Consider the following 26243-nt stretch of genomic DNA (forward strand, 5'->3'; position numbering starts at 1 on the left):
ATGGTTTTGCCGGCCATGGGCGTGATGAGTGAATTGATCACCTGCTTCTCCCGTAAGAAAATTTTCGGTTACGAATTCATCGCCTTCTCCAGCCTCGCGATTGCGGTGATCAGCTTCTTGGTGTGGGGCCATCACATGTTTACCACCGGCCAGTCGATCTATGCCGGCATGGTTTTTTCCTTTTTGAGCTTCCTAGTCGCGATTCCCTCGGCGATCAAAGTGTTCAATTGGACCGCGACCCTCTACAAAGGGTCGGTATCGTATCAAGCACCGATGCTGTACGCCATCGGCTTCATTGGTTTGTTCACGATTGGCGGCCTCACCGGCATGTTTCTTTCGACGCTGGCCGTGGATGTGCATGTGCACGACACCTATTTCATCGTTGCGCACTTTCACTACATTATGGTCGGCGGCACAATCATGGCTTATCTCGGCGGCCTGCACTTTTGGTGGCCCAAGATTACCGGCAGGTTGTATCCCGACGGCTGGGCGCGCTTTGCCGCATTGGTGGTGTTCGTGGGATTCAATCTGACATTCTTCCCGCAATTTGTGTTGGGCTATCTCGGCATGCCGCGGCGCTATCACGTTTACCCGGAAGAATTTCAAGTCTTGAATGTTATGTCGTCTGCGGGCGCTACAATTCTGGGCGTGGGCTATTTGATCCCGCTGATCTATTTTCTCTGGTCGCTCAAATATGGCCCGCGCGCGAGCGCGAATCCCTGGAGTGCGACCGGTTTGGAATGGACGACGCCTTCGCCGCCGCCCACCCAAAATTTTGAAAAAACGCCGATTGTGACGGAAGAGGCATATGATTACGCGAAATTTGCGCGTGAGCATGCCAAAGAAGAAAAGGAGGGCGCCCTTGTCTGAGCAACATCATCCGGCGCTTGCCCATCATTTTGATGATCTCGACCAGCAGTTCGAAGCGGCGGGATTGGGGATGTGGGCGTTTTTGATTCAAGAGATTCTGTTTTTCGGCGGGCTGTTTGCGGTTTACTTGATATATCGCATGAGCTATCCCGAGGCCTTCATCCAGGGCAGCCACTACCTCGACATTACGCTCGGCGGGGTCAATACCGCCATTTTGATTTGCAGCAGCTTGACCATGGCGTTGGCGGTGTTCTACGGCCAGCAAAGCAAGCGCAAGCAACTGATCATGTTTCTCGTGTTTACCGTGGTGTTGGGCGCCGCATTTTTAGGCATCAAAGCTATCGAATACACCCACAAGTTTCATGAACACCTCGTTCCCGGGCCTTTCTTTAATCCTGCGGAGGCGCATGCCCCGCAAATGCAAATTTTCTTCGCGGTGTATTTTGCCATGACGGGCATGCACGCGCTGCACATGGTCATCGGCATCGGTATTTTGTTTTATCTTATTTATCAAGCGCAGCGCGGGCGTTATTCCAAAGAGTACAATTCCCCGATCGAAATTTTCGGTTTGTATTGGCACTTCGTCGACATCGTCTGGATTTTTCTGTTCCCGTTACTTTATCTCATAGGTCGCCACTGATGGGTCCACATCTCGTTCCGCAAAGAGTCTATTTTACAATTTTCGCCGCATTGATGGTTTTGACGTTCGTCACTGTGGTAGTCGCTTTTGTCGATCTCGGCCCACTCAACAACTTTATCGCCATGTCGATTGCGATTACCAAAGCCACACTGGTGATCATGTATTTTATGCATGTGCGCTACAGCGACAAGCTGGTGTGGGTTTTTGCCGGCGCCGGGTTCTTGTGGCTCATCATCTTGTTTGCCTTTCTGGTGAGCGACTATGTCACGCGCGAGGCCTGGAGCAATTTGCTGACGAGCCTGCCATAAAACACAAAACCCCACCAAAGTGGGGTTTTTGTTTAATCTCGCTGAAAGCCATTACTCCTTCCGCATCTGTGTCTTCATTTGCTTCAGCATCTCCATTGGGTTCTGACCTTCGGTGATCACCACCCCTTTCGGCAAGGTCAATTTCTCCGGAGGGACGTTCACGTTTTCCTGCACGCGGGTCGCTTCAATCAGAATTGTTTTACCCATCATGCTTGCCTCGGTTTTCAGCGCGAGCCCCTGCCAGACCCAGGTCTTGGTTTTCAAATTTTGGATTTCCCAAACGTCGCAACGTTTTCCCAAGAACGTTTCTTCTCCAATTTTCTTCGCGCCGCTGCGCTTCATGATATCTTCGCCAATATCCGTGAGATCCTTGCCCTCGCGTTTGGCTTGTGCGCTCAGGTCTTTGAGCAAGGGCGTCGGCACTTTGGTTCCGGTTTTCGCATCCAAATCGACGCTGTAGGTCCAATCGCCATCCAACAATGTGAGTATATTTTTTTTGATGGACATGTTCATCATTTTGGTTTCCGCTTGTGAGTATTTGGCCTCGCGCATACCCCACCGGTCAAAATAGATCGTCTCGCTGCCGGTTTGCACGCCGCTGAGTTTATACTCGACAATGCCCGAGCGAATTTTATAGCGCTGGACTTCTTGCCCGAAACTTTTTGTCATCCCGCCGGCTAATGCTAAAATCCCGAGTCCCAAACAAATGTGTCCCAATAAACGTTTCATGAGATGGTCTCCCGTTTGAATTTGTGATGAATTTGAGGGTAGTGACCCATGTTGAGAAAATTCGTGCGGAAAATTTAACGCGCCAGCAGTAATTCCCTGCTCAAGACTTCAATTGTGCCATTGTCAGCTTCAACCAACACGCGTAAGAAGTAAATACCATTGCTTGCCGCTTGACCGGCAGCGGTTGTTCCAAACCATTTCAGTTGATGCGTACCGGTGAACAAAATTCCATTGTACAAGCTCTGAATCTGCTGGCCTTGCAAATTGTAGATCGTGGCTGACACACGGCCGGGCGCGCCTAGATGTAGCGGCATTTGAGTGAAATGCCGAAACGGATTGGGATAATTCGGGGAGAGGTGGAATTGAGGTCGAGAGATTGTCCGGCTTTCCTGCGACACATAGCGGCCGGGTGCCTCGGGCGCTATGCCGGGCTTTTGAATGTAGGTGAGCGAGAATTCATCGATTTCATTGTTCATTTCTTCGCCGCGCAGAAAAAAGCCCACGTACCAGTTGTCGGATTTTGGAAAATGTTTGGCGGGATCCTCGGCGGTGGCAGAGTATTCGCCATTGATGTAGTAATCAAAATAATTGCCGTCATGCTCTTGCCGGATTTTGATGGTGACTACGTCACCTGCCTGAGGTTTGAGCGGATGATCTTATGAAAAAATGCGGCGAATGCCAGAAGGGTAATTGCCAAGGTCAGATGAGACTAAACTTTCCTAAAGCCAGGAGAGTTTCTGGGGTTCCCTCACGGCGCCTTTCTCAGAGATGACGGCAAGGAAGATTTCTTCAAGTGACAAAGAATCCTTCACGATGCCACCGTTAGTCTTTCTTCTGAGATCATCCATTGTACCCTGGAAAAAGATTTTTCCTTTGCTGATTATTGCAATCTGATCGCAGAGTTTTTCAACGGTATTGAGATCATGAGAGCTGAGAAAGACCGTAACCCCTTTTTCAGCCATAAGGCGCAGATTATCCTTTATTGTCTTTGATGATAGCGGATCAATTCCCTCCAAGGGCTCGTCTAAAATGAGGAGCCTGGGGCGATGGATGATTGCTGTTGCCAGCGACACCTTCTTTTTCATACCCGTTGAAAGAGTCTCAATCAAGTCATTTCGCTTTTCATAAAGAACGAAGAATTGCATGAGTTCTTCAATGCGCTTCTCTGCGACGGTTTTTTCGATGCCGTGCATGGCTGCGGCAAATTCCAAATACTCTTGTGACGTGAGTTTTTCTAAGTATACCGGCTTTTCTAGAACGAAGCCGACATTTCTTTTGTACTCAAAATCAAAATCATTCACTTTTTCACCAAGAAGAAACACTTCGCCCGCGTCCTTTTGCACGATTCCCGCCAGGATATTTATAAGGCTCGATTTCCCGGCGCCATTCGGACCGATTAGGCCAAAAACGCACCCCGCGGGAACGGACAAATCCAGATGCTCCAGGGCAACGGCTTTTTTCTTATAATTTTTTTTTAGCCCTTTGCAAACGATGGCATTCACGATAGATCTCCCAAAATGACGAACTTGTGTTTCTGCAACGCTTTTGCAGTTGATGGGATCATGACAAAGTACCACGCCACCACAGAACCCATTAAGAATATCACGCACAAGAGGTAGCTTTGAAATATCACTTTCAGGATCAGATAGGGAAGTGAAGCGAACATCATCATGCCGAATTGCAGAAGCAGGGAGATGATGAGATTGTCCGTAGAATCCTGAAGAGAGAATCGAACAGCAATGAAGTTTCCGAGCCAGAAAAAGAGAAAGATGGAGGTCAGGAGTAATACCAGTGCATCAAGAAAGTCAAGCACGTTGGATTCATGTCGTGCTGCCGCAACAAGTGCCGTTAAACAATACAATCCCAGAACGAGAATGAAGATGCTTAGGTTTTTTGCGAATATGATCCTTTTGAGATCTGTCGGGAACAGAAAATAGCAGGTTTTTTCGTTTTTGCCTTCCCAAAAAATATTGGCAAACAAAAATCCTGTGACCAGATAGTTGAAGGTAACAATGCCAATAAACACATTCATGCCCGCAAACAGTGATTTTGCAAGCGAAGACAATAGCAAAGCGTTACATGCGACACTTATGATGATGAAACTCCAAGTTAATTGGCGATGAAGCATGATCATGCTTATCTTTACGAGAGTCTGTGTTCGCGGTTTTGTCATAGATTTTCCGCTGCATCCGTTTTCATTCAGAGTAATTATTCGGGTATGGATTCCCATTTCTTCTTGTTGCAAGAAATGCCAATACTATAATTCCGCTCACTAGGAACAGACCCAAGAACAGGCTATTGGTGAGCGCTCCTTGTATGTTGCCGGTTTTGAGTGCGTAAAGGGCGTTGCCCGCGTGACTGATGAGCGGTAATGCACCGAATATATCCAATCTCTTTGTGATGAGTACCACGTTAAAGAAGATAATTCCAAAATAAAATATTATTAGGGCATTGCTTTTTGTTCTTCTGAAGAAATTTCCACAAAGACTATAAGTGATATGAAACCAAACGATCATTGTCAATAGAAAGGCAAGAATGAGTACTACACCAAGCAGCGCCTTTAACGGAGACAGTTCTTTCAGAAAAAAAACAGCGAAAAGGAGAGCAATCATCAAATAAAGCAATGATTTGTGGTCCACGATGGCAATCATGAGGTTGAATTTTAATTTTTGAAGATATCCGATTGGGAAGATGCTCAAATGAAATGGCTCTATCAGGGTTCTGGTTTGAAATCTCAATAGTGTGAACAGGACATCGACCGCAGATATAAACAGTATGCCGGCACTAAACGCAATTTGTGTTTGTTTCACGCTTTCAAAGTCAAGCATCTCTGTAAAAAGCAATAACGTCCAAAATGATATAGGGGAGAGTGAAGCTAAAGCCACAAGGAGCAAATAAATATGCCCCCTCTTTCTTGATCGTTTTATTAGGATAAAATTAATTCGAAATAAATCAAACATTATATTTGATACTGATTTTCCCATTGGGCACCATGCACAATATGTGCTCACGATAAAGTGAACTCATCGAGCAGGAATCCGAAATTCCTGCTCGATGATCAAACAGTTTACGGTATTTTATTTGACTTGCAGCAACCTAACCGCACATGTCAGAGCAACTGCAGATAATTCCTGCCGCGCCCGAAAACAATCCTAGTTGGCCTATAATAAATACCCCAATTCCTCCCGTTGCGGCAGCGGCGCCGGCAATAGCGATTCCGTACCCAGCCAAGGCTAGTGCACACTCAAACGGCAACTGCCCGCCATTGAGCTCTTGCATTGCTTCCAACGAAAGCTCTTTCATAATGACCTCCAATGTCAATAGATTTGAAGACTATTGCTCCGCGGCGAGAGCGTCAATTATGGCCGCTAACCCGGCGTTCCGGACCACCGGTTTTATTCAATTCCTTCAAGATTTTGTCTAACTTGGCTTCGCCTCGTATTTTCGAAAGCAATCTTCCGAATTGATCAAAAATGAACACATAGGGTACCGCACGACTCCCGAAGCGATTCTCAAAATGATTCGGATCAACTTCACCCCACATCACATTTTGCGCGATTTCCAACTCCGGCCACATATTTGTTTTGTCCGAGCGCAGAAAATTCTTCTCGGTGGTGAGGATGATCATCTTTACATCATTGAAACTATGGAGATTTTCATTGAACAAATTCAGTTGATACTTACAGTATTTGCAAAGGCTGTGAAAGTGAACGACGATCGTGCTGTAGCTGCTATCCGGCGCAAGGTGTTTAACCCCCTTGGAGGAATGATACTCCAAGGCTGGCATGTGTGCTCCGAGTGGCAGTACCGCTGGTCGGAAAGCTGCCTGGAGCAGCCAGATGATGATGATCAAAAAGCAAACCAGAAAGATTCCCGCCGACGCTTTTTTATACATGTTTCATACCCCGAGAATCGTATTTCAACAGGCAGGTCATGACAATGAGAAGTAGATTTTTTAAAACACTTATCAGCGGATTTACTTCCAGAAATGTACCGAAGCAGCCACAATTCTCCGCCTCCATGAATGCCATGGCCACACTTGTTCCCAGAAAGGCAATCAAAGTTATCAGTATGACGCTGTAAACGGTATTTGCACTACGCTGATTGAAAACCAAAAGGCAAACAAATGTCAATTCAATCAGAATTGTCGTGGCAACCAGATAGTGAACGACTTCATTATTTATATTGGTGAAACTCGCAAAATACACGACAGTATTCTCAAAATCAAAAATCTTTGCGAGAGCAGAAATTCCAAAGATCGCACTGATCGTGCCTTTGAAAAAATTAGTCATCCGCTAACTCCGTTCAAATAAGCTGTGATTCCCCACTGCAACAGCAGGAGCAGCATCCACATACAGAATACCAGGAAAGCAGCTAGCTCTTTCTTTAGTTTTTCTGTGCGCACCAAACCTTTGTAAATGATAAAACACCAGGCCGCCTCAAATAGGCTGAACTTGTTCAAAACTGTGAATGCGGCCTGGGGATATTGTGACGCATCGAGAATGCTTGCAATGGAAAGAGGTACAACGCTCAAGCTGGCGAGAGAGATTTCCGATGCGGGTAGATTGTTCAACCAGAAAATTTTGACGAAGGCAGAGGCGGTCATTGGCAAAGAAGCGCATGTGACGATGCGAAAAAGCCGGCGAAATGGAATGTCAATCATCATGAGAATAAGCGGCATTTGAATGAGCAAGACAAGAAACGTGACGTGTATCCATGTAAGGATCGGTTGAAAAATATATCCCCAAAGGGTCAGTTTTCTCATGAAATTGAAGTACTCATCGATCCGCTCGGCCTCCAGTTGTTCAGACAGCAGATTCTGGTAAACATCACGCGTCAGGACGTGTTCATTGTAAAACCAGCCTGCCAGCAGATTCGCGAGAAGGATAATTATGAACAGTTGCCAGGTTTTGATATAGACATCCTTGTTCAAGGCCAATGACGGCGCTATACTATAGGGCATGCGAACTTCCTTCCAACTCGAACTCGTGATTTTGCTGAATCTCCCAAAGTTTTCTGAAATGGCCGCTTTTATGCAGCAATTCGGTGGGAGTGCCACTCTGTATTACTGTGCCGTCACTCAAAAGAAAGGTAAAATCAGTTCTGAAGATGGTTCTGAGGTTATGTGAGATCACCAAGACGGCGTTGCGTTTGGCATACCTTCGCAATATCTCAAATACGAAGCTCTCGATTTCCGCATCGATTGCACTTATACCCTCATCCAGAATCAAAATTTCGGGTTCATCATAAAGCGCGCGCAATAGTCCCAAGAGCTGAAGTTCTCCGCCGGACAACTGACGGCCCTCTTCGCCAATGGGGGTAAACATACCATGCCCAAATCTTGAGATAAAGGCCGTAAGGCCATAACTATCTAATCGCTTTGCCATGTCCTCGATATTCGAAATATGCCGCCCGAGCAATATGTTTTCTGCAATTGTACCGTTGAACACCTTCACGGATTGAGGAACGACGGCAATATTTTTTCTACAGCTTTGTAAATCAAATTCATTTATTGGTAAGGAATCAATCAAGATTTTTCCGGACGAAAGCAGATATTTTCTTTGCAAGATTTTGACAAGGGTGCTTTTGCCTGCTCCGCTCACTCCCCAAAGTCCAGTAATCCTCCCCTGTTGAATCGAAAGATTGAGATTATTGAATAGGCATTTCCCTTTGGGCCAGGTGAACTGTCCATCAATTATTTCCAAGGATTTCGCCATCTTGAAAGGCAGATGTCCCACATTGCTTTCCTTCGGAACAAGTAATAGATCCATGAGACGTCTGGCAGCCATGGATGCACCCTGCAGAGATATGTTCGCTTCCACGAGACGATTCACTGCCGGTACCATGTTTGCCAGTATCGCATATGCAGCCATCATCTGCCCGAGTAACAGAGACGCATTCATGACTGAAATAGCGCCGAACGTGAGCGTACCCATGATCAAAACGCCCGCGGACAGCTCAGCTTGTAACGAAACTTTTGCCTGCGTCAGGCCAAGTCTTGCTACCTGGTTCTGAAAATTCTCATAGAGGAGTGTATTCGACTTCGCGAAGAATAAAGATGCGTTAAAACCCAGTATTTCGCTTATTCCGCCCAGACTGTCAAAATAAAAGGATTCTACCCGTGCATAAGCTTTCATTGTTTCATAGTGCTTTTGTTTTATTTTGCGTGCGGTTAAAAACAAAACAACTGCATAAAGGGGCAATGTCGCCATGGCGATCCATGCGATTGGCCTCGCAAGCATGAACAAAAAGAGAAAGGAACCCAGAACAATCAAGCCGTCAATGACGGTCACTCCTATAACTGTTAGAATAACTTGTTGGATTTTAATACTGTCATTTATTCGCGCTGTGATGTCCCCAATCTTGTGCGTGTCGAAGAAGCTAAGCGGCAATTGGAATAAATGGCTCAGAAAGTCTCTATTGACGTTGGTATTGACGCGTTTATTGAGCTCAACCAGAAACATTTGCTTCAGGTATCCTGCCAGGGCTCTCAACAGTTGCAGCGCCAGCAGAAAAAAACCTGTAATGATGATTTTGAAATAATCTCGCTCCGGAATAAGTTTGTCGATCAGCGATTGAATAAATACTGCCACAAGAAGTCCTAGCGCAGTATAGATGAGACCAAGAAAAATGGATTGATAAAGCCAAGATTCCTCTGTTCGAAAATAAGTGAGAATCCAGCTTAACCAGGTTGATGATTTACCGTGGTACAGTTGCTTCGGAGCCAACAGGATTACTGCCTTCTCTCTCCATATGGCGAGAAATTCATTTCGGGATAGTTTATATACTCCTTTGCCCGGGTCCCCAACAATCACACCTTTGGCATTGATCTTAAAAACTACTATAAAATGTTGGAGGCGATCATCCATGATAACATGAGCTATGCATGGCATGTCTTCTTTAATTAAGTCTTCGTATTCGCCAGTTGCCCCCTTTGCTTCAAAACCAAGTGCCCGAGCTGCTTGAACCAAGCCAAGCATCGTGCTTCCACTTGAATCCGTTTGGCTAAGCGACCGAACATGAACAAGTGTTGTATTTCCTCTCCAAAATCTCAAAACGGTCAAGAGCGCAGCTGGCCCGCAGTCGCCCTGTTCATATTGCCGAATAAGAGCATATCGTGCCTTGACTAGGTTTTTGAAATGCGAAAGGGATTGCATAAACGGTCTTTGTTTTAAATGCGCATAACTATCTAAATTTTCTTGATTTCTGGTCAAATATGTCGCTTGCTTATTTGTTGGTCCTGTTTAGAATATGTCTTTTCCCAATGTGGATGTGTTGACGTATTTCGAAATTAGATTTTTGCGGTATGCACTGTAACAAAGCGACAGCGTAGCAGATGCGCAAATTTACTTTAGACCTTCAGTTTTTTTGATTTTCATTGAAGTGCATGACTCCGCCCGTTTCGATGTAGAGAAATCCAGCAGTAACGGGCAACGTTCCTTGAGGACGATTGCCAAATTTGTTGAAGCCACAACAGACGAAATAAATTGGGGATGGTCGAGTTTGGCCTATGGTCTAATTTTCTAATCGTTTTCTTCTCGAAATGATCTACGATGCTGCAATCATTCCTTTTCATCGCAAGCGAAATATTCTCGCAACCGAAGTCATGCAAGTAAGATCGGCATGATGATCCAATATACATAAGCCGGACGAGCCTGAACCAAAAATAAAAAGCCTCGCGCAAAGACATGAAGGCGCAACGAACCCGCAAAGTTTTCTTTGCGGCTCTCCGTCTTGGCGTGAAAGGTTCTTGCCTTTAAGATTTCACTTTCAATAGGATTAATAGACTACACCGATTTTTAGACAAGCTGAAAATCGAAGCTCTTCGAGCGGTTTTTAAAACTTCGCCAACAGAAGTAGAACTGCCACAGAAAGATAAAGCCTTTTCAGTGGGATTTCAGTGGGCGAAACACTTTCAGAATTTTATTCTAACTTTGAAGGGCTAATTGCATTGTGGACTTAACTCAGCAGCGCGTTTCAGGCAACCGAGGAATTCACTTAATCTCGATTTTGCCACCTCTGAAACTTTGATGCAAGATTCAGATGGCTACTATCTGCTGGCAAGTACATCACTGATATAAGTACCAGTTCTGAATAGGCAACGAACCAGCGGCTTTACCTGAATAGCAATTAATAATGGAGTTACGAAAATGTGGGAAACTTAGAATTTAATGAAATTTGAGAAGGTCGGGATGAAGTACAAGCAGGATGTTCAAACTCTTACCCCGGCCCCATACGAATATGATATCAGTATTCGTTCCACAAGATACTTGAGTTTGTTTTACAAGTTGTCGTAATATAATTTTTTCGAATTCAATGTCAAGATTTTTTTTAAGAGGATTACTGCAATGGCTACGCAATGCACACTAACGACGCCGTCACTTTATGTTATCGGCCGAAAAATTTTCTGGTGCTTTTTACAAGGCAGCCTGCTGTTTGGGAGCGGCAGCAAATTGCGAAGACGATTTCGACGCTACAAATGTGCGGAGAAATTTAGATCGGAGAATTCAGCGCGCCAGAATCAGTCTTCGAGTCAACATCTCCTTCATGCCGTTATCAGTCGTGAATAGCACATGGAGAAAGTAGATCCCGTTGCTTGCCGCTTGGCCTGTTTCAGTGGTACCGTGCCATCGTAGTTGATGTGAGCCGGTGGGCAAGCTCCCTTGATACAAACTCAAAATCTCCTGACCCTGCAGGTTGTAGATTGCTGCGGATACGCGACTGGCCACGTTCAGATGTAGTGACATTTGGGTTAGATACTGAAAAGGATTGGGGTAGTTTGAATCGATGAAGAATTCTTGCGGTGGTCTGGCATCGTTATTCTGCGCCGCAATTGGTGCAGGCGCTTCCGGTGCAATACCGGGCTTTTGAATGTAGGTCAGCGAGAATTCATCGATTTCATTGTTCATCTCTTCGCCGCGGAGAAAGAACCCCACGTACCAGTTTTCAGATTTTGGAAAATGTCTGGCGGGATCTTCGGCGGTGGCAGAATAGTCGCCGTTGATGTAGTAATCAAAATAATTGCCGTCATGTTCTTGCCGGATTTTAATGGTGACCACATCGCCCGCGCCGGGATCAGAAGCACCGTGCCAACGCCCGAGATCGCGTCCACCGACATATTCCCCGTTGTTGATCGTCCATAACCAAACCTGGCCGTAACGATGCCAGAGCCAATAACCGTTGGCATGCGGACTATCTTCGTCCACCATGAGCGCCAGCGCGCCCTCGCGCACACCGAGGGCCGTGACGTTTTTGCCCCAACGATACGAAACCTCAATGATCTCGCGGCCGTCGCCGTTGCTCACGGGATTGTAAACGGTGAGATAGCGCCAGGATTTCCAGGCTTCGGGCGTGTGATCAAGTTCGCCCTCGGTGATTTGCCAGAATTCCGGTTCACGCGTCCAATCCGGGCCAAGATCAGCGCGATTGAAGTCATCACGCACGGTCAACGTATCGGGCGCATGGCGCGCACTCGCAAAAGTTGCATCCGTTGAATAAACGGCATTGCCGGCGGCATCGCTTGCGATTACACGATAATGATAACCGGTATTCGGAGATAACCCAGTCAGTTGTATGGCATGCTCGATTGCCAATGCTGAAGTGGGCGGCGAAAAATTTCCATACGTGAGCGTGGGGCCGTATTGAACCTGTGTGCGCGCCGGCTCATCTGTTTCACAACGAATGGTAACGGTGGTTGATGAAATGCTGCTGAGGCGAACATTGCGGAGCTGCGGCGCAACCGTATCAAGCAAAGCCGGGCTTTCTCGTTGGCCCACGGGTGGCGTGGTGGGATGCGAGCCGTCGACATAGGATTCATAGCCTAAATGCCAGCCGGTAATCGTTCCCAAAGGCTGGGGAAAAACAAGCAGCGTGTCATACGGCACAAGGCGATCGGCATTTGGCTCGGCCTTTTTACCGCCGATGGTTCCTTGAAAAATGTACTGCGTTTGCCCGTGCAATTTGACAAAAGGATTGCGCACATAATCATCGCTTGCCTTGCCTTCGCCCAAATCGACTCGTGCACGGACTTGCAATTGCTGCCCTTCCAACTCCGTAACGGTTATCGAGATCAGCGCCTCGTCAAAATGATGCGCATTGCTATCTGCGTGTGATTGCCAGGTGAATGTGCCAAGAAGCGGGGAAGCTCCGGGCTGTGTGGTTTGCGCGAATGCGAGCCCGGACAGCACCAGCGATATGCCGGTGATCAGGTGGGGGGCGAAATAGCAAAGGCGAAAGAGTCGCATGGCAAATTCTTCCAGAATCGAGTTGACAGGTTACGCTGCCAAAACCAGGGGCATCGTTCCTAATTCACAGCACCATCGAGCTGCATCGAGGCCGTTTTGGCAAAACAAAAGCTAATGGCGAAGATCGAATTGGATTTTGTTCGTGCTTAAGATTATTATGCCGTCCGTGGGAGGTAAGCGCGCTACGTGGAACGACAGCCAATGCAAAGCATTCCAGTTCCTGGATGAGGTCTCCAATACGCACGAAGAAGCGCGGGCGCAGAAAAGAGGCATTGCGCGCCCGGGCTTGGGGTAGAACACGCATTCATGAGGATTATCCGTTTGCGATAATCTCTCCGCGTCCTAAACCGGTCGAACCGATTCCCCAAAAACAAAAAGAAATCGCTTGTGTCACAGGCTTTTCATGCTTTATTGAGAGGTGCAGTGTGCGTGGCGGTGTAAATGTCTCTATGGAGTTGATTGACATTGACGCGTGCGACTGCGAGCACTCCTGTTAACTTGACTCAACGTCCACCGTCCGCGCGATTCAAAATCTTGACTCACTATTCCTCGCATAAATTGTACCCTAAAAATCCGGAACAATTGCTGAAAAATTCTGAAGGCAGGAATCAATGATGGAAATCTCCAAAGCGTTGGAAAGGACCATGCTCCTTTCCCACTTTACCATCGAAAAGGATCCTGATGCGATTCTCTGGATCGATTCCGAAGATACGCTGCATCGCGTCAACGAAGCAGCCTGCCGAATGCTTGGTTATGCCCCGGAGGAGATGGTCGGCAAAAAGCCGCCAGAGCTTGGCTTTGGACTCGATCCGGCCTCCGTCGAGGAACTTCGGGAGAATCTCAGGCAGCATGGCATCATAAGATTCGAGCGAACCATCGAGACCAGGGACGGTCGACAGCTTCCGGTTGAAGTCACGGGCAGTCTGGTCAAATTCGAAAATCAGGAATATTTTTGCTGGTTTGCGCGCGACATTACCGAACGCCGGAAGGCTGATGCGGCTCTCAAGCAAGCCTTCCATGAAATAGAGCAGTTAAAAAATCGCCTGCAAGAGGAAAATGTTTATTTGCAGCAGGAGATCAAGCTCACGCACAATTTTGAGGCGATTATTGGCAAGAGCCAGCGGATTCAAGAGGTGCTGCACGCGGTCGAGCACGTCGCGGAGACGGACGCCACTGTTCTTATTCTGGGCGAGACGGGAACGGGCAAGGAGCTGATCGCGCGCGCGATCCATAACATTAGCATGCGTCACGACCGCCCTTTGGTTAAGGTCAACTGTGCAGCGCTTCCAGCCACGCTGATCGAAAGCGAGCTTTTCGGCCATGAAAAGGGCGCCTTCACCGGCGCGTTGAAATCCAAGGTTGGCCGCTTCGAGCTGGCAAACGGCGGTACGATCTTTCTTGATGAAATCGGCGAGCTGCCGGTTGAGATGCAGGTCAAATTACTGCGGGTAATCCAGAGCGGTGAATTTGATCGTCTCGGCGGCACCCAAACGCTGCACACCGATGTGCGCATCATTGCCGCAACCAACCGCAACTTGGAAAAGGCCGTCGCCGAAAAGACCTTCCGCGAAGACCTGTTTTATCGCCTGAACGTTTTTCCAATCCAGGTCCCGCCACTCAGAGAAAGACGGGAAGATATTCCTCTCCTGGTAGATTATTTTGTCCGGGAATACGCCAAGAAGATTGGACGGGAAATCAACGTCATCTCCCGCAGCGCATTGTCAACACTGGAGAATTACAGTTGGCCGGGCAATATCCGTGAGCTGGAAAATATCATTGAACGAAGCGTGATCCTTTGTCGTGGCCATCAGCTTGAAATCGGCAATTGGTTTCATGGCGAATCCCAGACAGAAGAGGAAAAACAGCTTCGCACTTTAACTGAATTGGAACGCGCTCACATTTTGAAAGTTCTGGACTTCACCCACTGGCGGGTAAGTGGTCCGGATGGCGCCGCGCAAATTCTCGGAATCAATCCCCAAACTTTGGTTTCCCGCATGAAGAAATTGGGGATTGAGCGAGTATCACGTGGGCAGCACGTCGATGAAAATCACTGATGGAGAGCATTTCTAGAGGCCATCGAAGAAATGAAACAGCTTGAACGATATAACTCGGATTGAAGTCATTGTAAACTACGAAGGGGTAAGCTATGCCGAAAGTAATTCAAGAACAAAAAGGCGAAATCGTCATTTACAAGACCGAAGATGGGCTGACTGCCATCGATGTTCGGCTGCAGGATGAAACTGTGTGGCTGACACAGAAGCAGATTGCCTCTCTCTTTGGCACGCAACGGCCGGCGATCACTAAGCATCTGCGTAATATCTTTAAAAGTAAAGAGTTGCAAGAGCGCTCAGTTAGTTCCATTTTGGAACATACTGCCCGCGATGGAAAAACCTATAGCACCAAATTCTATAATCTCGATGCCATCCTCTCTCTCGGTTATAGAATCAATTCTCCGAGGGCTACGCGGTTTCGGATATGGGCGACTACAGTCCTTCGTGATCATCTTGTCAGAGGCTTTACGCTCAATGAGAAACGTCTTCAGGACAACAAGCAACGACTAAAGGAGTTGGAAGCGGCAGTAGCGTTGGTCGAGAAGGCAAAGTCGACAAAGCAGTTGTCGGCATCGGAAACGGCCGGCCTGCTGACCGTGATTACCGAGTACACGCGCTCATGGCTGCTTCTGCATCAGTACGATTCGGGGACGCTTCAAACCAAAGAACTGCATCGCAATGTCCGATTCCGCATCGATGAAGAGAATGCAAAGCAGGCCATCGCTCAACTAAAGAAAAACCTGATGGAGCGGGAAGAGGCCGGCGATCTGTTTGGGAGAGAAAGGGAACGAGGCGCACTGAAAGGAATTCTTGGCAGTATTGAACAAACATTTGGAGGTTCAGATCTCTATCCGAGTGTTGAAGAAAAAGCGGCGAACCTTCTGTACTTCATCATCAAAGACCATCCGTTTGTTGACGGCAACAAGCGCGTCGCCTCCCTGATGTTCATCTGGTTTTTGGAAAAGAATAATCTTCTCTTGGCTCCTGACGGGGAGCGCAAGATCAACGACAACGCCCTTGTTGCCCTGACGCTGTTGGTTGCGGAGAGCAATCCGAAGCAGAAAGACGTAATGATCGACCTTATCATCAATCTCATCGGCGACCAATGAATGATGACATACGATAAAAACGCTTGCAATCATTGCTCGGCTCAAACAGGAAAACGACAACGGGAATATCCCGCCGACCAGAGTGGGAATCGGCGATGAAAAAGAAGTTGGATTTATAACAAGCGTTGATTATATTTTGAACTAACGATTCAACTTTAAAAAGACTATGGAACAGAATCATTCCCGCAAGCGTGGCTCGACTGTCCGGCAATATCCAACGGCAGAATCAGCCTCCGTTGATCAAATCGGTAAAGTTGCAGAGCCGGTAGCTGCGTATGTCCGTGCGCCTTCTTTTGATGAATTGTTGAAATACGTCAGTCAATTAAATTTGCCTGAATTGGATCAATTTGTCTTTCGAGTCATAGCGTTGCGAGCTCGGCGTCGAGCTCCTAATTTGTCAAAAACTGAAACCGAATTGCTCATGAGAATCAATCAGGGACCGCCGCCTGATATTCAACAACGTTTTAGGAAGCTAAATAGCAAGCGCAAAGCCGAAAAGATCACGCCGGATGAGCATCAAGAATTGCTGGCTTTGATTGACCGGATTGAACAGTTTGATGTCGAACGCGTTAAATATCTTGCCGAGTTGGCGAATCTTAGAGGGACTTCACTAAAAGCTCTCATGAAAGAATTGGATATTCGCCCTCCTGCTATGGCATGATCATTTTCGTTGGAGCGACGACTATACTCACATAGCGGGTTTGACTTCGATAGGGCGCGCGACAATTGAAGCTTTGCAATTAAATCGGCAAAATCTGGTCAATCTGCGGAGGATGCTTTATGCAATGGGAGAGCACCCGCCCTTCGAATAGTTGAAATTAGTTTGAATTTTTGCTATATTGTTCGGGATCACTGCTGTCCGGTTCAGGCAAACAACACGTCTTGAGCTCTTTCAAGACCATCGCCGAGCGCAACGAGATCATCAATTTGTTTGGCCAGCAGGTCTCACCGGAGATTGTCGACGCGCTGCTGAAGCAGAAGCCGGACCCGATCATTCAGAAGCGGTCGGTTTGCATCATGTTTTTGGACATTAGGAATTTCACCCCTTTCGCCGCGATGCACACACCGGAAGAAATTATCGCTTATCAGAACGCCGTTTTCGGCTTTATGATTGACATCATCAACGGCCACCACGGCATTATCAATCAATTCTTGGGTGACAGCTTCACGTCGACTTTTGGGGCGCCGCTCTCTTTCGGAAATGACTGTCGCAATGTCGTTGAGGCTGCGCTTGCAATCATTGCTCGGCTCAAACAGGAAAACGACAACGGGAATATCCCACCGACCAGAGTGGGAATCGGCATTCACGCCGGTGAAGTGGTAGCGGGCAATGTCGGCTCCTCGCTTCGCAAGCAGTATTCGATCACCGGCATAGAGTGATGGCTTGCTTTTTAGAGAAAAGTTTGCTAATTTTTACTATTAAAGTTTGCGATTGAAAAACACATGCACAAGCTTGGAAAATGCCGATGATTCAACCACAACCAACTCATGCCAACACGGAGATCGACGCGCTGGTTCGAACCGGCCTCTATCAAAACCATGATGAGGTCATTTCCGATGCGCTTCGCAATCTCTTGCTCAACAATAAGGCACTCCGGCTGGAGCTTGCCATCGAGTTGTTCCGAGCCGATGAGGTTTCCCTTGGCCGCGCCGCTGAAATTGCCGGCATCGACCGCTGGGAATTTCAAGATATTTTGCACCAGCGCCACATTCCTATTATTATAGAAGCTGAGTCTGCCGAAGCGATGGATAGGGATATCGCGCGGTTCTTTAGCAAAGAGCAATGATCATTGCAGATACCAGCATTCTCTCAACGTTCGCGCGGATTCAGCGGCTGGATTTGCTGTTTGCCGTTGCGGAGACGCCATCTCTCCATCTCCCACCTGCCGTTCAAAAGGAAATCAAGCTTGGCCTGCAAAAAGGTTTGCAATTTCTTCAACCGATCATTGATGCTTTGACTGCCGGAACACAGTTTCTGCCTATTGCGCTCATGGACGAGGAGAAGCGCTTGATTCCCACCCTGCCGAAAGCATTGAACGCCGGCGAAAAAGAGGGAATAGCCATTTGCCTCAATCGCACGGGCAATAAATTTCTTACCAATGACAAACGTGCACATAATTTTTGCATAGCCAATAATGTTCTTGCTCTTGATCTCAAGCGTATCCTGCGCCAACTTTGGAAAGCCGGTCACTGCTCGAAAGACGAGGTCCAAAAAATTATGGAAGATATGGAACGGAGCGAACCTGGCATGGTGATCAAGGGCAAAGATGAGATCCTCCGATGATCAATCCACCAAAACCATTTTATAACAAAATTTAACGGAGAAAACCATGGCCAATTCAGTTATTGGCTTGCCCATGAGCGTGGAGCAAGTGGCAGTTGCCATTCGACAAATGAGGCTTACGGATCGAAAGCGACTCAAGGATTTTTCAATTCATGAAACCGATTCGTTTGACACAACATGCTCGTGATCAATGTAAAGAGCGCGGAACAAAAGAAGCCGAGGTACGCCAGGCCATTCAACACGGGTCGCGCGAGCCGGCGAAGAAAGGCGGGGAACAGTGCCGTTTCAACTTTCCTTATGGCCGATCTTGGCAGGGCAACGACTATGCGATCAAGCAGGTCGCGCGAGTGATCAAAGAAAAGCGCGGGAGATCGTGGTCATTACCGTTTACACTTTTTACTTTTGAGAGATAGATCAATGAAAATCAGTTATGATCCCGAAGTCGATGCGTTGTATATTCGCCTGATTGAAGGAAATCATGAATGCCGCACGGTTCGGCTGAACGAAGAGGTCGCATTAAATATCGGTGCCGGCGAACGCTTAATTGGCATTGAGATTCTTGACGCCAAAGAAGTTTTGGGACAAGGCCAGTTGCCTCCGCTTCTTTTGGAAAACATTGCGTTGGCGCCAGCGGCTTAACTGAGGACAACAGTCTGTGTCCGTAGGGTTCATTCCTCACGCCGTCGAAGGAGCAAACTTGGTAGCAATAGCCCAGTGAAGCCAGACTTGGACACACGAAAAAAGCAAGCAAGTAGTCCAGTCCTCACTCAAGTTCTTGTAACAATTCCAACAAATATGAATAAACCGCTCCCCGCTGCATATAGGCATGGGCAAACTGATTCCTATAATTTCTTAAACATCCATAGCAAGTGGTTTCAGATGCACAACCACAGTAACCATTTACGCGCTCCGCTGCGGCTTCGATACAAGCACGAAGCATCTCTTTAAATTCTAATCGTGCCACCAAGCCAGCACCACCTGGGACATTGTCGTATAAGATGATAGACGGAAAGCTAGCTTGCATATCGTAAGCATTGACGGTTACATTGAGTTCATTAGAGGGTACTTCGAGCACCTTCGCCGCTCCTTCTAAAATGGCATAAGCAAGAGTGAAAGCGAACCATTGAGGTTCAATATCCGAATTATGAGCTTTCCAAAATATGATTTTCAGAACATCAGTCACAAAATCATGTCCCAACGAAAGAAATCTTTCCGGTCGGCAACGGCATTTTCTGCCTAAGAAATCTTCGTGTCCGTTCTCGATTTCTGCTCTCGTCATTTCACGAAACCCCGCGCCACACTTTGGACAAACGTAAAATCCTTGCCCTTTGTAACCCTCGCATAAAACCACCATTTCGCCTGGCGATGTTTTGGTCAACTCGATGGCGCCATATTTTATAGTTTGCTGGCTAGTGTTTTTGAAACCCACGAAATAAGGTCGAGTCGAGAAGATTCGTTCAGTTTTGCGCCGCGGCTTGTCCGGACGTTTGTTTTTCGTCAGAAAACCGAATTGCGGCACGACGTAAAGCCTCGTGGTCATACCACGGCAACATTTGGTAAAGCTGGGATTCTGGCCAGTTTGCCAACGATCAAATTGGTTATGTTTGGCGCATTTGGCGTAATGCCATCGCGCCCATTCTTTTTCTGCAACTTTTTTCAAAGCATAGGATTCCCATTCGAATTTATTGGCCACCAACTTACTCGTCGGTGCGAATTCAGCAATAGCGATGGAAAGATCGCGCTGCAGTATGACGGTTTCACTTCCGGTATTGTTGCTAACAGAATGGGTATCGAGCTCAACCACATCCACAGGGAAACCGTATTTGGGAATTACAACGGCGCGTGAAAGAAAACTCAAAACATCTTCCTTCGCAATTGTATTGGCACGTTTCTGCGCCCATTCCGCGCTACGAAATTGATTTGATTGTTTTGATTCGTCTTGAAATTGTTTGATGATCTTGAAATCTGTTGCTACTCTCTCTTCAGCTCCCTTCAAAGCAGCGGAAATCAAGTGCTGAATCCATGTGCCGTCCTCCAGTCCTAAAAGGCGGCTTTGCTCGTCGTCTTTAATGATCGCTCTTAAAGAGGAAAGAATCTTGCCTTGGTCTTTTTGAAGATATTCCTCGAAATCTTTCACTGCCGATGGATTTTGTAAATCGGCAAAGAATGCTTCGACGTTTTTGAATCGATTCGGAAAAGCTCTGAGGAAAAAGGATAGCGCAGCCGCGGTCAAGTGTCTTATCGTGATTTTGGGGTTGTTTTTCGCAATCACTGGTGGACTCACTTTACCGGATATCATACGATCGGGATGGTCGAAATGATAAAGATCATGGGCATTTCGGCGGCAGTATGTTACTGCAAACCCGATGTTGCCTACACGTCGTCCAGCACGGCCAACGCGTTGGGCATAATTGAAAGATTCGGGCGGAACATTGCGCAGAAAGATTGTGTCAAGATCGCCCAAATCAACTCCCAGCTCAAAGGTGGTCGAGCAGCTCAACACCTGAATTTTGTTGTTACGAAAATCGCGCTGATATTCACGCGCGGTCACTTTTGCCAATTGTGCGGTATGTTCTTCGACACGTAGAATCTCTGGCTGTAATTCGATATACAAATTGCGATAATGATTGGATTCCAGTTCGGACATTCTAATCGCGACAAGCTGCCCATGGCAATTGCTACGGTTGCAGATGTTTTTTACTGCCACATGCTGCAATCTGCCACAGACGAGACAGCGATAGATCGTGTCCTCGTTCGTCAGCAATTGAATGCGCCACCAATCAGGATTCAAACGTTTTGCGTCGGTGATCTCATGAAAAATGGCTTCATGTGAAGATCGGGCCTTGTTATCTGTTTCTGAGAATGATTGCCACACAGCGCGCAAGGCCTCACCCGCTTTTATTCGCGCAGCAGATTTTTCCATTCCGGCATGCTCGAAGATTTTAGCCATCCAGCGCGCTCTTCTCCCTCTGAGGCCATCCCAGCTACGGACGAAATGTTGGCTTCCTGGTTCGCCAATACGAACTTTCATTTGTGGCGATTGCAGCCCGAGATCTTTCCAATTTAAATTGACGAGCGGTGGCAGGTTTAGGTTTACAGCTTTATCAAGCCGAACGAAATTCAGTAAAGTTTCCAGTAGAGTGAACTTTTCCGAGTCGGATAAATGCCATGGCAAATCATTCAAAAAACTTTCAACCTTAAACCAAGAGGGCCATTTCATGACATAACGAATTAGGCCAACACCTTCCAAAGATTGATTCGTTTCTTCAGCTAAAAATTCTGAGTAGATTTGTTTCCATATTTTATTTGTTCGCTCGATGTCGCCTGTAGTTTCCCTGAATAAGCGCTGTTCTTCGTATCTATTAGACAAAACACTTGCAAGCTCGTTAAAAGTGACTGAACCAGCAGAATCAAGCTTCCTGAGTGCATGCAAGATCAAGACACGTGAAAGGAGGCCTTGATAACTATCGTCAAGATACCAGGCAAAAAAAGCAGCCTGTTGTCGGCTATCGGCAAATGCCAAAACTTTCTTTTTTTCTAATGGCAAATTTTGCACGAGAGCTGTGGCAATGACAGCGTTGGGGCCATCTGAGCCATGCACGATTTCGCGTACGGGGTCCGCAGCTTGATAACCGCAGGCTGCGCACTTCGAAATCTGATCTGGGTGTTTTTTGGAAGCTTCTTGCTGTTCAACAAATATGATTGTCGTATGGTTACAAACTGGGCGCGTGGGATGTCGCGAAATTGCGCCACAAGCCAAACAAAGCTGATGCAGATTGTTCCGGTTGAATTCATCTTCGTCGTTTTGCTCGACAAGTGAAATATCAACAGGACGGAAAAAATTGGCGCCAAAATCGATATCTCCAGGATCACGTATGGCTTCGCTCAACCTACTTTTGCTTACTTTGCCAACAAGATAATGCTGTCCACATTCCCGACAAATTGCGATTTCGAAAAAGGCGTGCCCTTGCTGCACACTCGTCCGATCCAGTAAAATTTTTTGCGTGACGGGTTGATCCTTTGTGCTCGCAAGCGATAGATATGCACCCTCCAATGAGCACAGGAAAAAATGGAAGCGGGCCGTCAACAGAGGCGAGCCATCAACTGGATTCTGCGCAGCAGCCAATAGACGAATGAGCCGAACTAAAGCTTCAACTTGTTTCTGTTCCTCGAGTTCTGGGAAAATTTTTGACGCGACATCCTCAACCTTTATTGCTTTCCCCGTCACTTGTTCACGTAGCTTAGTTGTGCGAGAATCGTTGTGAAGAATAATGTAAATAGCCTCTTCCCACTTACGAGCCTCGGCCAAATCGATCCCATGCTGTGAAGCAAGCGACGATAATTTTACCTTCAGTTCTGTAACCGAATTTGGCCGTGCACTTTCCAACAGTTTATAGTCTTCGAGTAAAAGCGTATATCGACTTTCCCCTGTTAATTCTTCAAATTTTCCTCTAATGATATGTTCGGGCTCAAATGTTTCCCCAAACAAGTCCTGCGCAAATTGTGCAACACGGCCAACATCTTTGCTATCACTTGCCAAAGTTGCACTAGTCGCAATACATTGAAATCCATCTCGACGTCCTCCTTCACTCAAACGTTGCTTCAGGCGGCGGAGCAACATACCCATCTCCATGCCTTTCGTGCCACGGTACTGATGTGCTTCATCCAACACGATGAATTTCCACCATTGGGCGTTGCCGTTATCAAAAAGTGGACTATCGTGAGGACGAAGTAACATGAATTCTAGCATCGAATAATTCGTCAACAAGATATGAGGTGGGGTGGCGCGCATTTGTTCGCGAAATACCAATTCACCTGGCAATCTATTATCCCAGGCTTCGCGGGCATTTCGATACTGATCATTGCGGTCTTCGGGAGTATCACCGACATATTGGCCAAAAGTAAATCTAAATCTCGAATGATACGCTTCCAGTTTTCTACAAATTTCTCCTAAACGTTCACGTTGGTCAAACGCCAAAGCATTCATCGGATAAAGAATGAGCGCGCGTATGCCGTTTCCTAACTGGCCAGACACAAATTCTTTATAAAGATGAAGCAAAATAGGCAATAAGAAGGCCTCGGTTTTTCCGCTGCCTGTCCCCGTAGCAATAACGACATTCTTGCCTAGCGCCGTAAAACGGATTGAATTTTCTTGATGGCAATACAACTGGCGTTCGCCCTCCACTGCCTGCATGAAGCCTTGTTCCGGCTCAACCCCGAGAGTTTCTGTGAATAACTCGGTTGTATTCTTTGCTCTCTTGAAAATCGGCGTAGCTTCTAAGTAAGGACCATTGGAAAGATGGCCAGCATCAAGCGTTTCCTCAAATGATCTGCGCAAGCCGTCATCTTTGAAATAGAACATGGTCTTGAGATATTGCAGATATTTCTCTTCAACTTTTTCAGCAAGAATATAAGGATTCATTTTCGACCCGAGACTATTTTAAGGTGAAGTCATTCCATTCAAAAATTTCGTTTCGATGTGGTTGCAACAAATGGGCAAAGATGTTTTCTTCCAAAATACTTTCAAACTTCTTGTAAAAGTTATGGCAGTAGAGACATTCGACCCAGATCGGGAGATTGGATATGTGAACTGAGCGAATTTCTTCCGTATCTTCAACGACGCGAAAACGTATTTGAGAGTAGCCGCCGTGGGCTTGTGTTCGTGCATCCACGCATTCATGTTGGATATGATAGATGATCGTGCTGGTGGGATTGTCTGCAAATGAAGTGGCATTGACGAAATGGTGAAGATTATACCCACACTGATAAATTTTTTTAGGGAATTCATGCCCGTATAAGCCTCTTTTTTGTGCTTCAGTATAAGGCAAAACCCTGTAGCCATGTGTAGAGTGGGTCTTTCTGAAATGAGATTCCGCTTCGTGTGAATCTGGCGACGCAAATGAGCAACCAGAGATTTTGCAGTGCCAAGCCTTCGTTTTGATTCTAAGCGCAGCAACCTTGTGTTCGCGCTTCGAATCCCTAATCCATAAATAGAAGATTGCACCATTTTCACGGAGCTCTTCAGCATCACAAAATTCTCGTAGGGCAATTGGGAATTTTCCTTTTTTGCGACGAAGTTTTCGAGGTTTGAAACCAGCATGAACTGAATTGACATGGGTTGTCTTTGGTATATGTACCCAAAGTACTTCTGCTGAAGTAGCTGCAAAGCGTGATTCTTCAATTTCAATCGGTTTGTTCTGCCAATCAATTCTTGTTTCGTCGGCGTGTTTATTCGTTATCCCCCACCGAAGTCGATGAGGTTCAAAATGATGTAAATGATGTAGAGGAATTGAATGCTGATCAAAGCTAAACCAATTGCATGTTATTTCAACTCCCCTAGCAGTTTTAAATCGTGGAAAATCTGTTTGATTTTGATCGACATGGATCAAATAACCGTGCCACTGATCAATTGTAAGGAATTCTTGTTCTTGAAATACAAAACAAGAGGAGGTGAGATTCAAGCATTCCCAATTTGCGGGAACGACTAAAAGATTGATTCCAGCAGTTACACGTTTCGCCAAACGCCCCCGATTCAGGCCTTCATCTGATAACTTAAACCAAATAATCTTTCGCGAAATGTTAAACGTCGAACACTCGTCGCCATTTTCATGGAAAAATCGCCACGAAATGCCATATCGCTCGCAAAGGGCTGGTGGCAGGATGGCATTCGTGCGATTAAAGATTTTCAGTGTAAATAGTGGAGCAAAATCTCGCCAACTTTGAATCGCCGAAGCAATCTTGATATTGACAATTTGGATTCTTGTCTTAATCTTGGTGCTACTGAGCTTCTCAAATTTGATTAAAGTGGCTGATAACTCCGAAGCCTCAAGTATCCAACAGTGCGGCATTTGCAAAACAGATTCGATCTGGACGGTTGTGCTCTCGTGAAGATGGCTTTCAAAGGATCGCGCGACACCCCCGTTCACAACGATTTCATTTGAATTGATCTGATTGACTTGTGCGCTGATAATTCCATTAGTCCGATCCACGCAGGAAAACACGGCTGGTGTGACAAATGTGGAGGTGAATTTGTGGCATATTATGGTTAACCCAAGACCTTTGAACTCATCAGGCGACAAACGCTGGACTGCCGCGTGCTTCAGTTTGAATCTGTCGGCTCGAAAAATATTGATTCTCCATGGATTTACATAGCTAAAAATAGAAGGAGTGCTAAGTTCGTGACCGGCTTTGACAGTGGCACAATTAATTGACTCAATTGGGATGGCATCAATCTGTGGGGACAAAAGATGACAACTCGATAAAAAAACGGACAAGCTCTCAAAGGTAACGGCCTTCATATTCAGCCGTCTAATGGTGGGTGTTATGGCAAGTTCGCTTTCCACGGGTGCAATCTTTTGCTGCTGTTCGCCAGTGGGCCAAGTGACTTTCAAACAACGCGCACCGATCCTGGGTACAAGCACGCGATGAACTTCCGGCTTTGCAAAAGGAAAGAGCCTATGCATCAACTCCTTCATGAGGATTGAGGTGGTTTGGTCGTGTCTTTGACGGATTGTTGATTCAGCTCTCGGCTATGCACTTGAAGAATCACCTTTTGGATGCGCTCAAATGGTTCAAAGAGATTTTGCTTTTGCGAAATTTTCTTGAGTTCCGCAATATAACCGTTGTGATTTTCCGAAATGCTTTGAATATCGTTTTTTGATGATATCAAAACGACTGGATAATCAAGAGCGCCTTCCACATACTGAAAGATCTCCAGTTCTTTGGTAATTACCGCATCTGGTTTTTCTGTTAGAGCCTCCAACAAAGGTTTGCCAAAAACTTCAACCTTCAAGTGGCGCTCAAAAATAGCGCCATAAAGTATCTTTTGCGCTGTCGTAGGGCGAACACAATCAGTCAGATGAAATTCAAGTGGAACGGTATCTGGCTTTGTGAGCAAAATACCAGCGCGGAAAACTTTGTCATCTTCCAATGCTATAATATCAAAAAAAGCTAAACGATTGATATTCATTGTTGAACTCAATTATTACGAAACCCCAAAATGAAGAGC

23 protein-coding genes and 1 pseudogene are annotated in these 26243 nt (G+C 46.5%); 12 read left to right on the forward strand and 12 right to left on the reverse strand.

The annotated features are described in order from the left end of the window. The 3 genes from FBQ85_03355 to FBQ85_03365 form a co-directional block, all read left to right on the forward strand. Positions 1-870: cytochrome c oxidase subunit I (locus tag FBQ85_03355; protein ID MDL1874195.1), on the forward strand; the 870-nt coding region annotated here is incomplete at its 5' end. Next, positions 836-1510 carry a cytochrome c oxidase subunit 3 family protein gene (locus FBQ85_03360; protein MDL1874196.1) on the forward strand — a complete coding sequence of 225 codons (675 nt, stop codon included), beginning with the start codon at positions 836-838 and terminating at the stop codon, positions 1508-1510. The genes FBQ85_03355 and FBQ85_03360, both read left to right, overlap by 35 nt. Then, positions 1510-1818: a caa(3)-type oxidase subunit IV gene (locus FBQ85_03365; protein MDL1874197.1), complete on the forward strand. Its 309-nt coding sequence runs from the start codon at positions 1510-1512 to the stop codon at positions 1816-1818. The genes FBQ85_03360 and FBQ85_03365 overlap by 1 nt, the downstream gene beginning before the upstream one ends. A gap of 51 nt (positions 1819-1869) precedes the next feature. Here the strand turns inward: FBQ85_03365 and FBQ85_03370 are convergent, their stop codons facing one another. The 9 genes from FBQ85_03370 to FBQ85_03410 form a co-directional block, all read right to left on the reverse strand. Then, positions 1870-2547, reverse strand: coding sequence for a hypothetical protein (locus tag FBQ85_03370; GenBank protein ID MDL1874198.1), 678 nt, complete (start codon positions 2545-2547; stop codon positions 1870-1872). Between the two features lie 74 nt (positions 2548-2621). Next, positions 2622-3023, reverse strand: a complete 402-nt coding sequence (locus FBQ85_03375) for a T9SS type A sorting domain-containing protein (protein MDL1874199.1) — start codon at positions 3021-3023, stop codon at positions 2622-2624. 243 nt (positions 3024-3266) lie between these two features. Further along, entirely contained in the window at positions 3267-4334 is a 1068-nt protein-coding gene (locus tag FBQ85_03380) for an ABC transporter ATP-binding protein (GenBank protein ID MDL1874200.1), read from the reverse strand. Between the two features lie 408 nt (positions 4335-4742). Next, positions 4743-5432 carry a hypothetical protein gene (locus FBQ85_03385; GenBank protein ID MDL1874201.1) on the reverse strand — a complete coding sequence of 230 codons (690 nt, stop codon included), beginning with the start codon at positions 5430-5432 and terminating at the stop codon, positions 4743-4745. 470 nt (positions 5433-5902) lie between these two features. After that, positions 5903-6400 (reverse strand): hypothetical protein, encoded by a 498-nt coding sequence (locus FBQ85_03390; GenBank protein ID MDL1874202.1) that lies wholly within the window; start codon positions 6398-6400, stop codon positions 5903-5905. A 34-nt stretch (positions 6401-6434) separates the two neighbouring features. Beyond that, positions 6435-6839, reverse strand: coding sequence for a hypothetical protein (locus FBQ85_03395; protein ID MDL1874203.1), 405 nt, complete (start codon positions 6837-6839; stop codon positions 6435-6437). After that, positions 6836-7486 carry a hypothetical protein gene (locus FBQ85_03400; GenBank protein ID MDL1874204.1) on the reverse strand — a complete coding sequence of 217 codons (651 nt, stop codon included), beginning with the start codon at positions 7484-7486 and terminating at the stop codon, positions 6836-6838. The genes FBQ85_03395 and FBQ85_03400 overlap by 4 nt, the downstream gene beginning before the upstream one ends. Before the next feature lie 13 nt (positions 7487-7499). Then, positions 7500-9761: an ATP-binding cassette domain-containing protein gene (locus FBQ85_03405; GenBank protein MDL1874205.1), complete on the reverse strand. Its 2262-nt coding sequence runs from the start codon at positions 9759-9761 to the stop codon at positions 7500-7502. Positions 9762-11054: 1293 nt separating this feature from the next. Then, on the reverse strand, positions 11055-12791 hold the full coding sequence (locus FBQ85_03410) for a T9SS type A sorting domain-containing protein (GenBank protein MDL1874206.1): 1737 nt from the start codon (positions 12789-12791) through the stop codon (positions 11055-11057). A gap of 611 nt (positions 12792-13402) precedes the next feature. Between FBQ85_03410 and FBQ85_03415 the strand changes: the two genes are divergently transcribed. The 9 genes and pseudogenes from FBQ85_03415 to FBQ85_03455 all read left to right on the forward strand — a co-directional run bounded on the left by FBQ85_03415 (position 13403) and on the right by FBQ85_03455 (position 18874). After that, positions 13403-14845 (forward strand): PAS domain S-box protein, encoded by a 1443-nt coding sequence (locus FBQ85_03415; protein MDL1874207.1) that lies wholly within the window; start codon positions 13403-13405, stop codon positions 14843-14845. Positions 14846-14937: 92 nt separating this feature from the next. After that, positions 14938-15951 (forward strand): cytochrome C biogenesis protein CycH, encoded by a 1014-nt coding sequence (locus FBQ85_03420; protein ID MDL1874208.1) that lies wholly within the window; start codon positions 14938-14940, stop codon positions 15949-15951. A 244-nt stretch (positions 15952-16195) separates the two neighbouring features. Next, positions 16196-16612: an STAS/SEC14 domain-containing protein gene (locus FBQ85_03425; GenBank protein MDL1874209.1), complete on the forward strand. Its 417-nt coding sequence runs from the start codon at positions 16196-16198 to the stop codon at positions 16610-16612. Continuing rightward, positions 16605-16763 (forward strand): annotated as a pseudogene (locus tag FBQ85_03430) (HNH endonuclease). The gene FBQ85_03425 and the pseudogene FBQ85_03430 overlap by 8 nt, the downstream one beginning before the upstream one ends. A gap of 115 nt (positions 16764-16878) precedes the next feature. Continuing rightward, positions 16879-17331, forward strand: coding sequence for an adenylate/guanylate cyclase domain-containing protein (locus tag FBQ85_03435; protein ID MDL1874210.1), 453 nt, complete (start codon positions 16879-16881; stop codon positions 17329-17331). Between the two features lie 86 nt (positions 17332-17417). Then, positions 17418-17738 (forward strand): UPF0175 family protein, encoded by a 321-nt coding sequence (locus tag FBQ85_03440; protein ID MDL1874211.1) that lies wholly within the window; start codon positions 17418-17420, stop codon positions 17736-17738. 53 nt (positions 17739-17791) lie between these two features. Continuing rightward, on the forward strand, positions 17792-18235 hold the full coding sequence (locus FBQ85_03445) for a hypothetical protein (GenBank protein ID MDL1874212.1): 444 nt from the start codon (positions 17792-17794) through the stop codon (positions 18233-18235). A 152-nt stretch (positions 18236-18387) separates the two neighbouring features. After that, positions 18388-18648, forward strand: a complete 261-nt coding sequence (locus tag FBQ85_03450) for a DUF4258 domain-containing protein (GenBank protein ID MDL1874213.1) — start codon at positions 18388-18390, stop codon at positions 18646-18648. A 4-nt stretch (positions 18649-18652) separates the two neighbouring features. After that, a complete protein-coding gene (locus FBQ85_03455) occupies positions 18653-18874 on the forward strand; it encodes a DUF2283 domain-containing protein (GenBank protein MDL1874214.1) in 222 nt (73 codons plus the stop codon). Between the two features lie 124 nt (positions 18875-18998). Here the strand turns inward: FBQ85_03455 and FBQ85_03460 are convergent, their stop codons facing one another. The 3 genes from FBQ85_03460 to FBQ85_03470 are packed head-to-tail and all read right to left on the reverse strand — an operon-like array spanning position 18999 to position 26204. After that, entirely contained in the window at positions 18999-23657 is a 4659-nt protein-coding gene (locus FBQ85_03460; GenBank protein MDL1874215.1) for a DEAD/DEAH box helicase, read from the reverse strand. Positions 23658-23670: 13 nt separating this feature from the next. After that, positions 23671-25710 (reverse strand): hypothetical protein, encoded by a 2040-nt coding sequence (locus FBQ85_03465; protein MDL1874216.1) that lies wholly within the window; start codon positions 25708-25710, stop codon positions 23671-23673. Further along, the gene (locus tag FBQ85_03470; GenBank protein MDL1874217.1) at positions 25707-26204 is read right to left on the reverse strand and encodes a hypothetical protein; all 498 of its coding nucleotides are present in this window, start codon (positions 26202-26204) and stop codon (positions 25707-25709) included. Before FBQ85_03470 ends, FBQ85_03465 begins: the two co-directional genes overlap by 4 nt. Positions 26205-26243 lie beyond the last annotated feature (39 nt).

The sequence above is a fragment of the Cytophagia bacterium CHB2 genome (genome assembly GCA_030263535.1).
Classification (GTDB): domain Bacteria; phylum Zhuqueibacterota; class Zhuqueibacteria; order Zhuqueibacterales; family Zhuqueibacteraceae; genus Coneutiohabitans.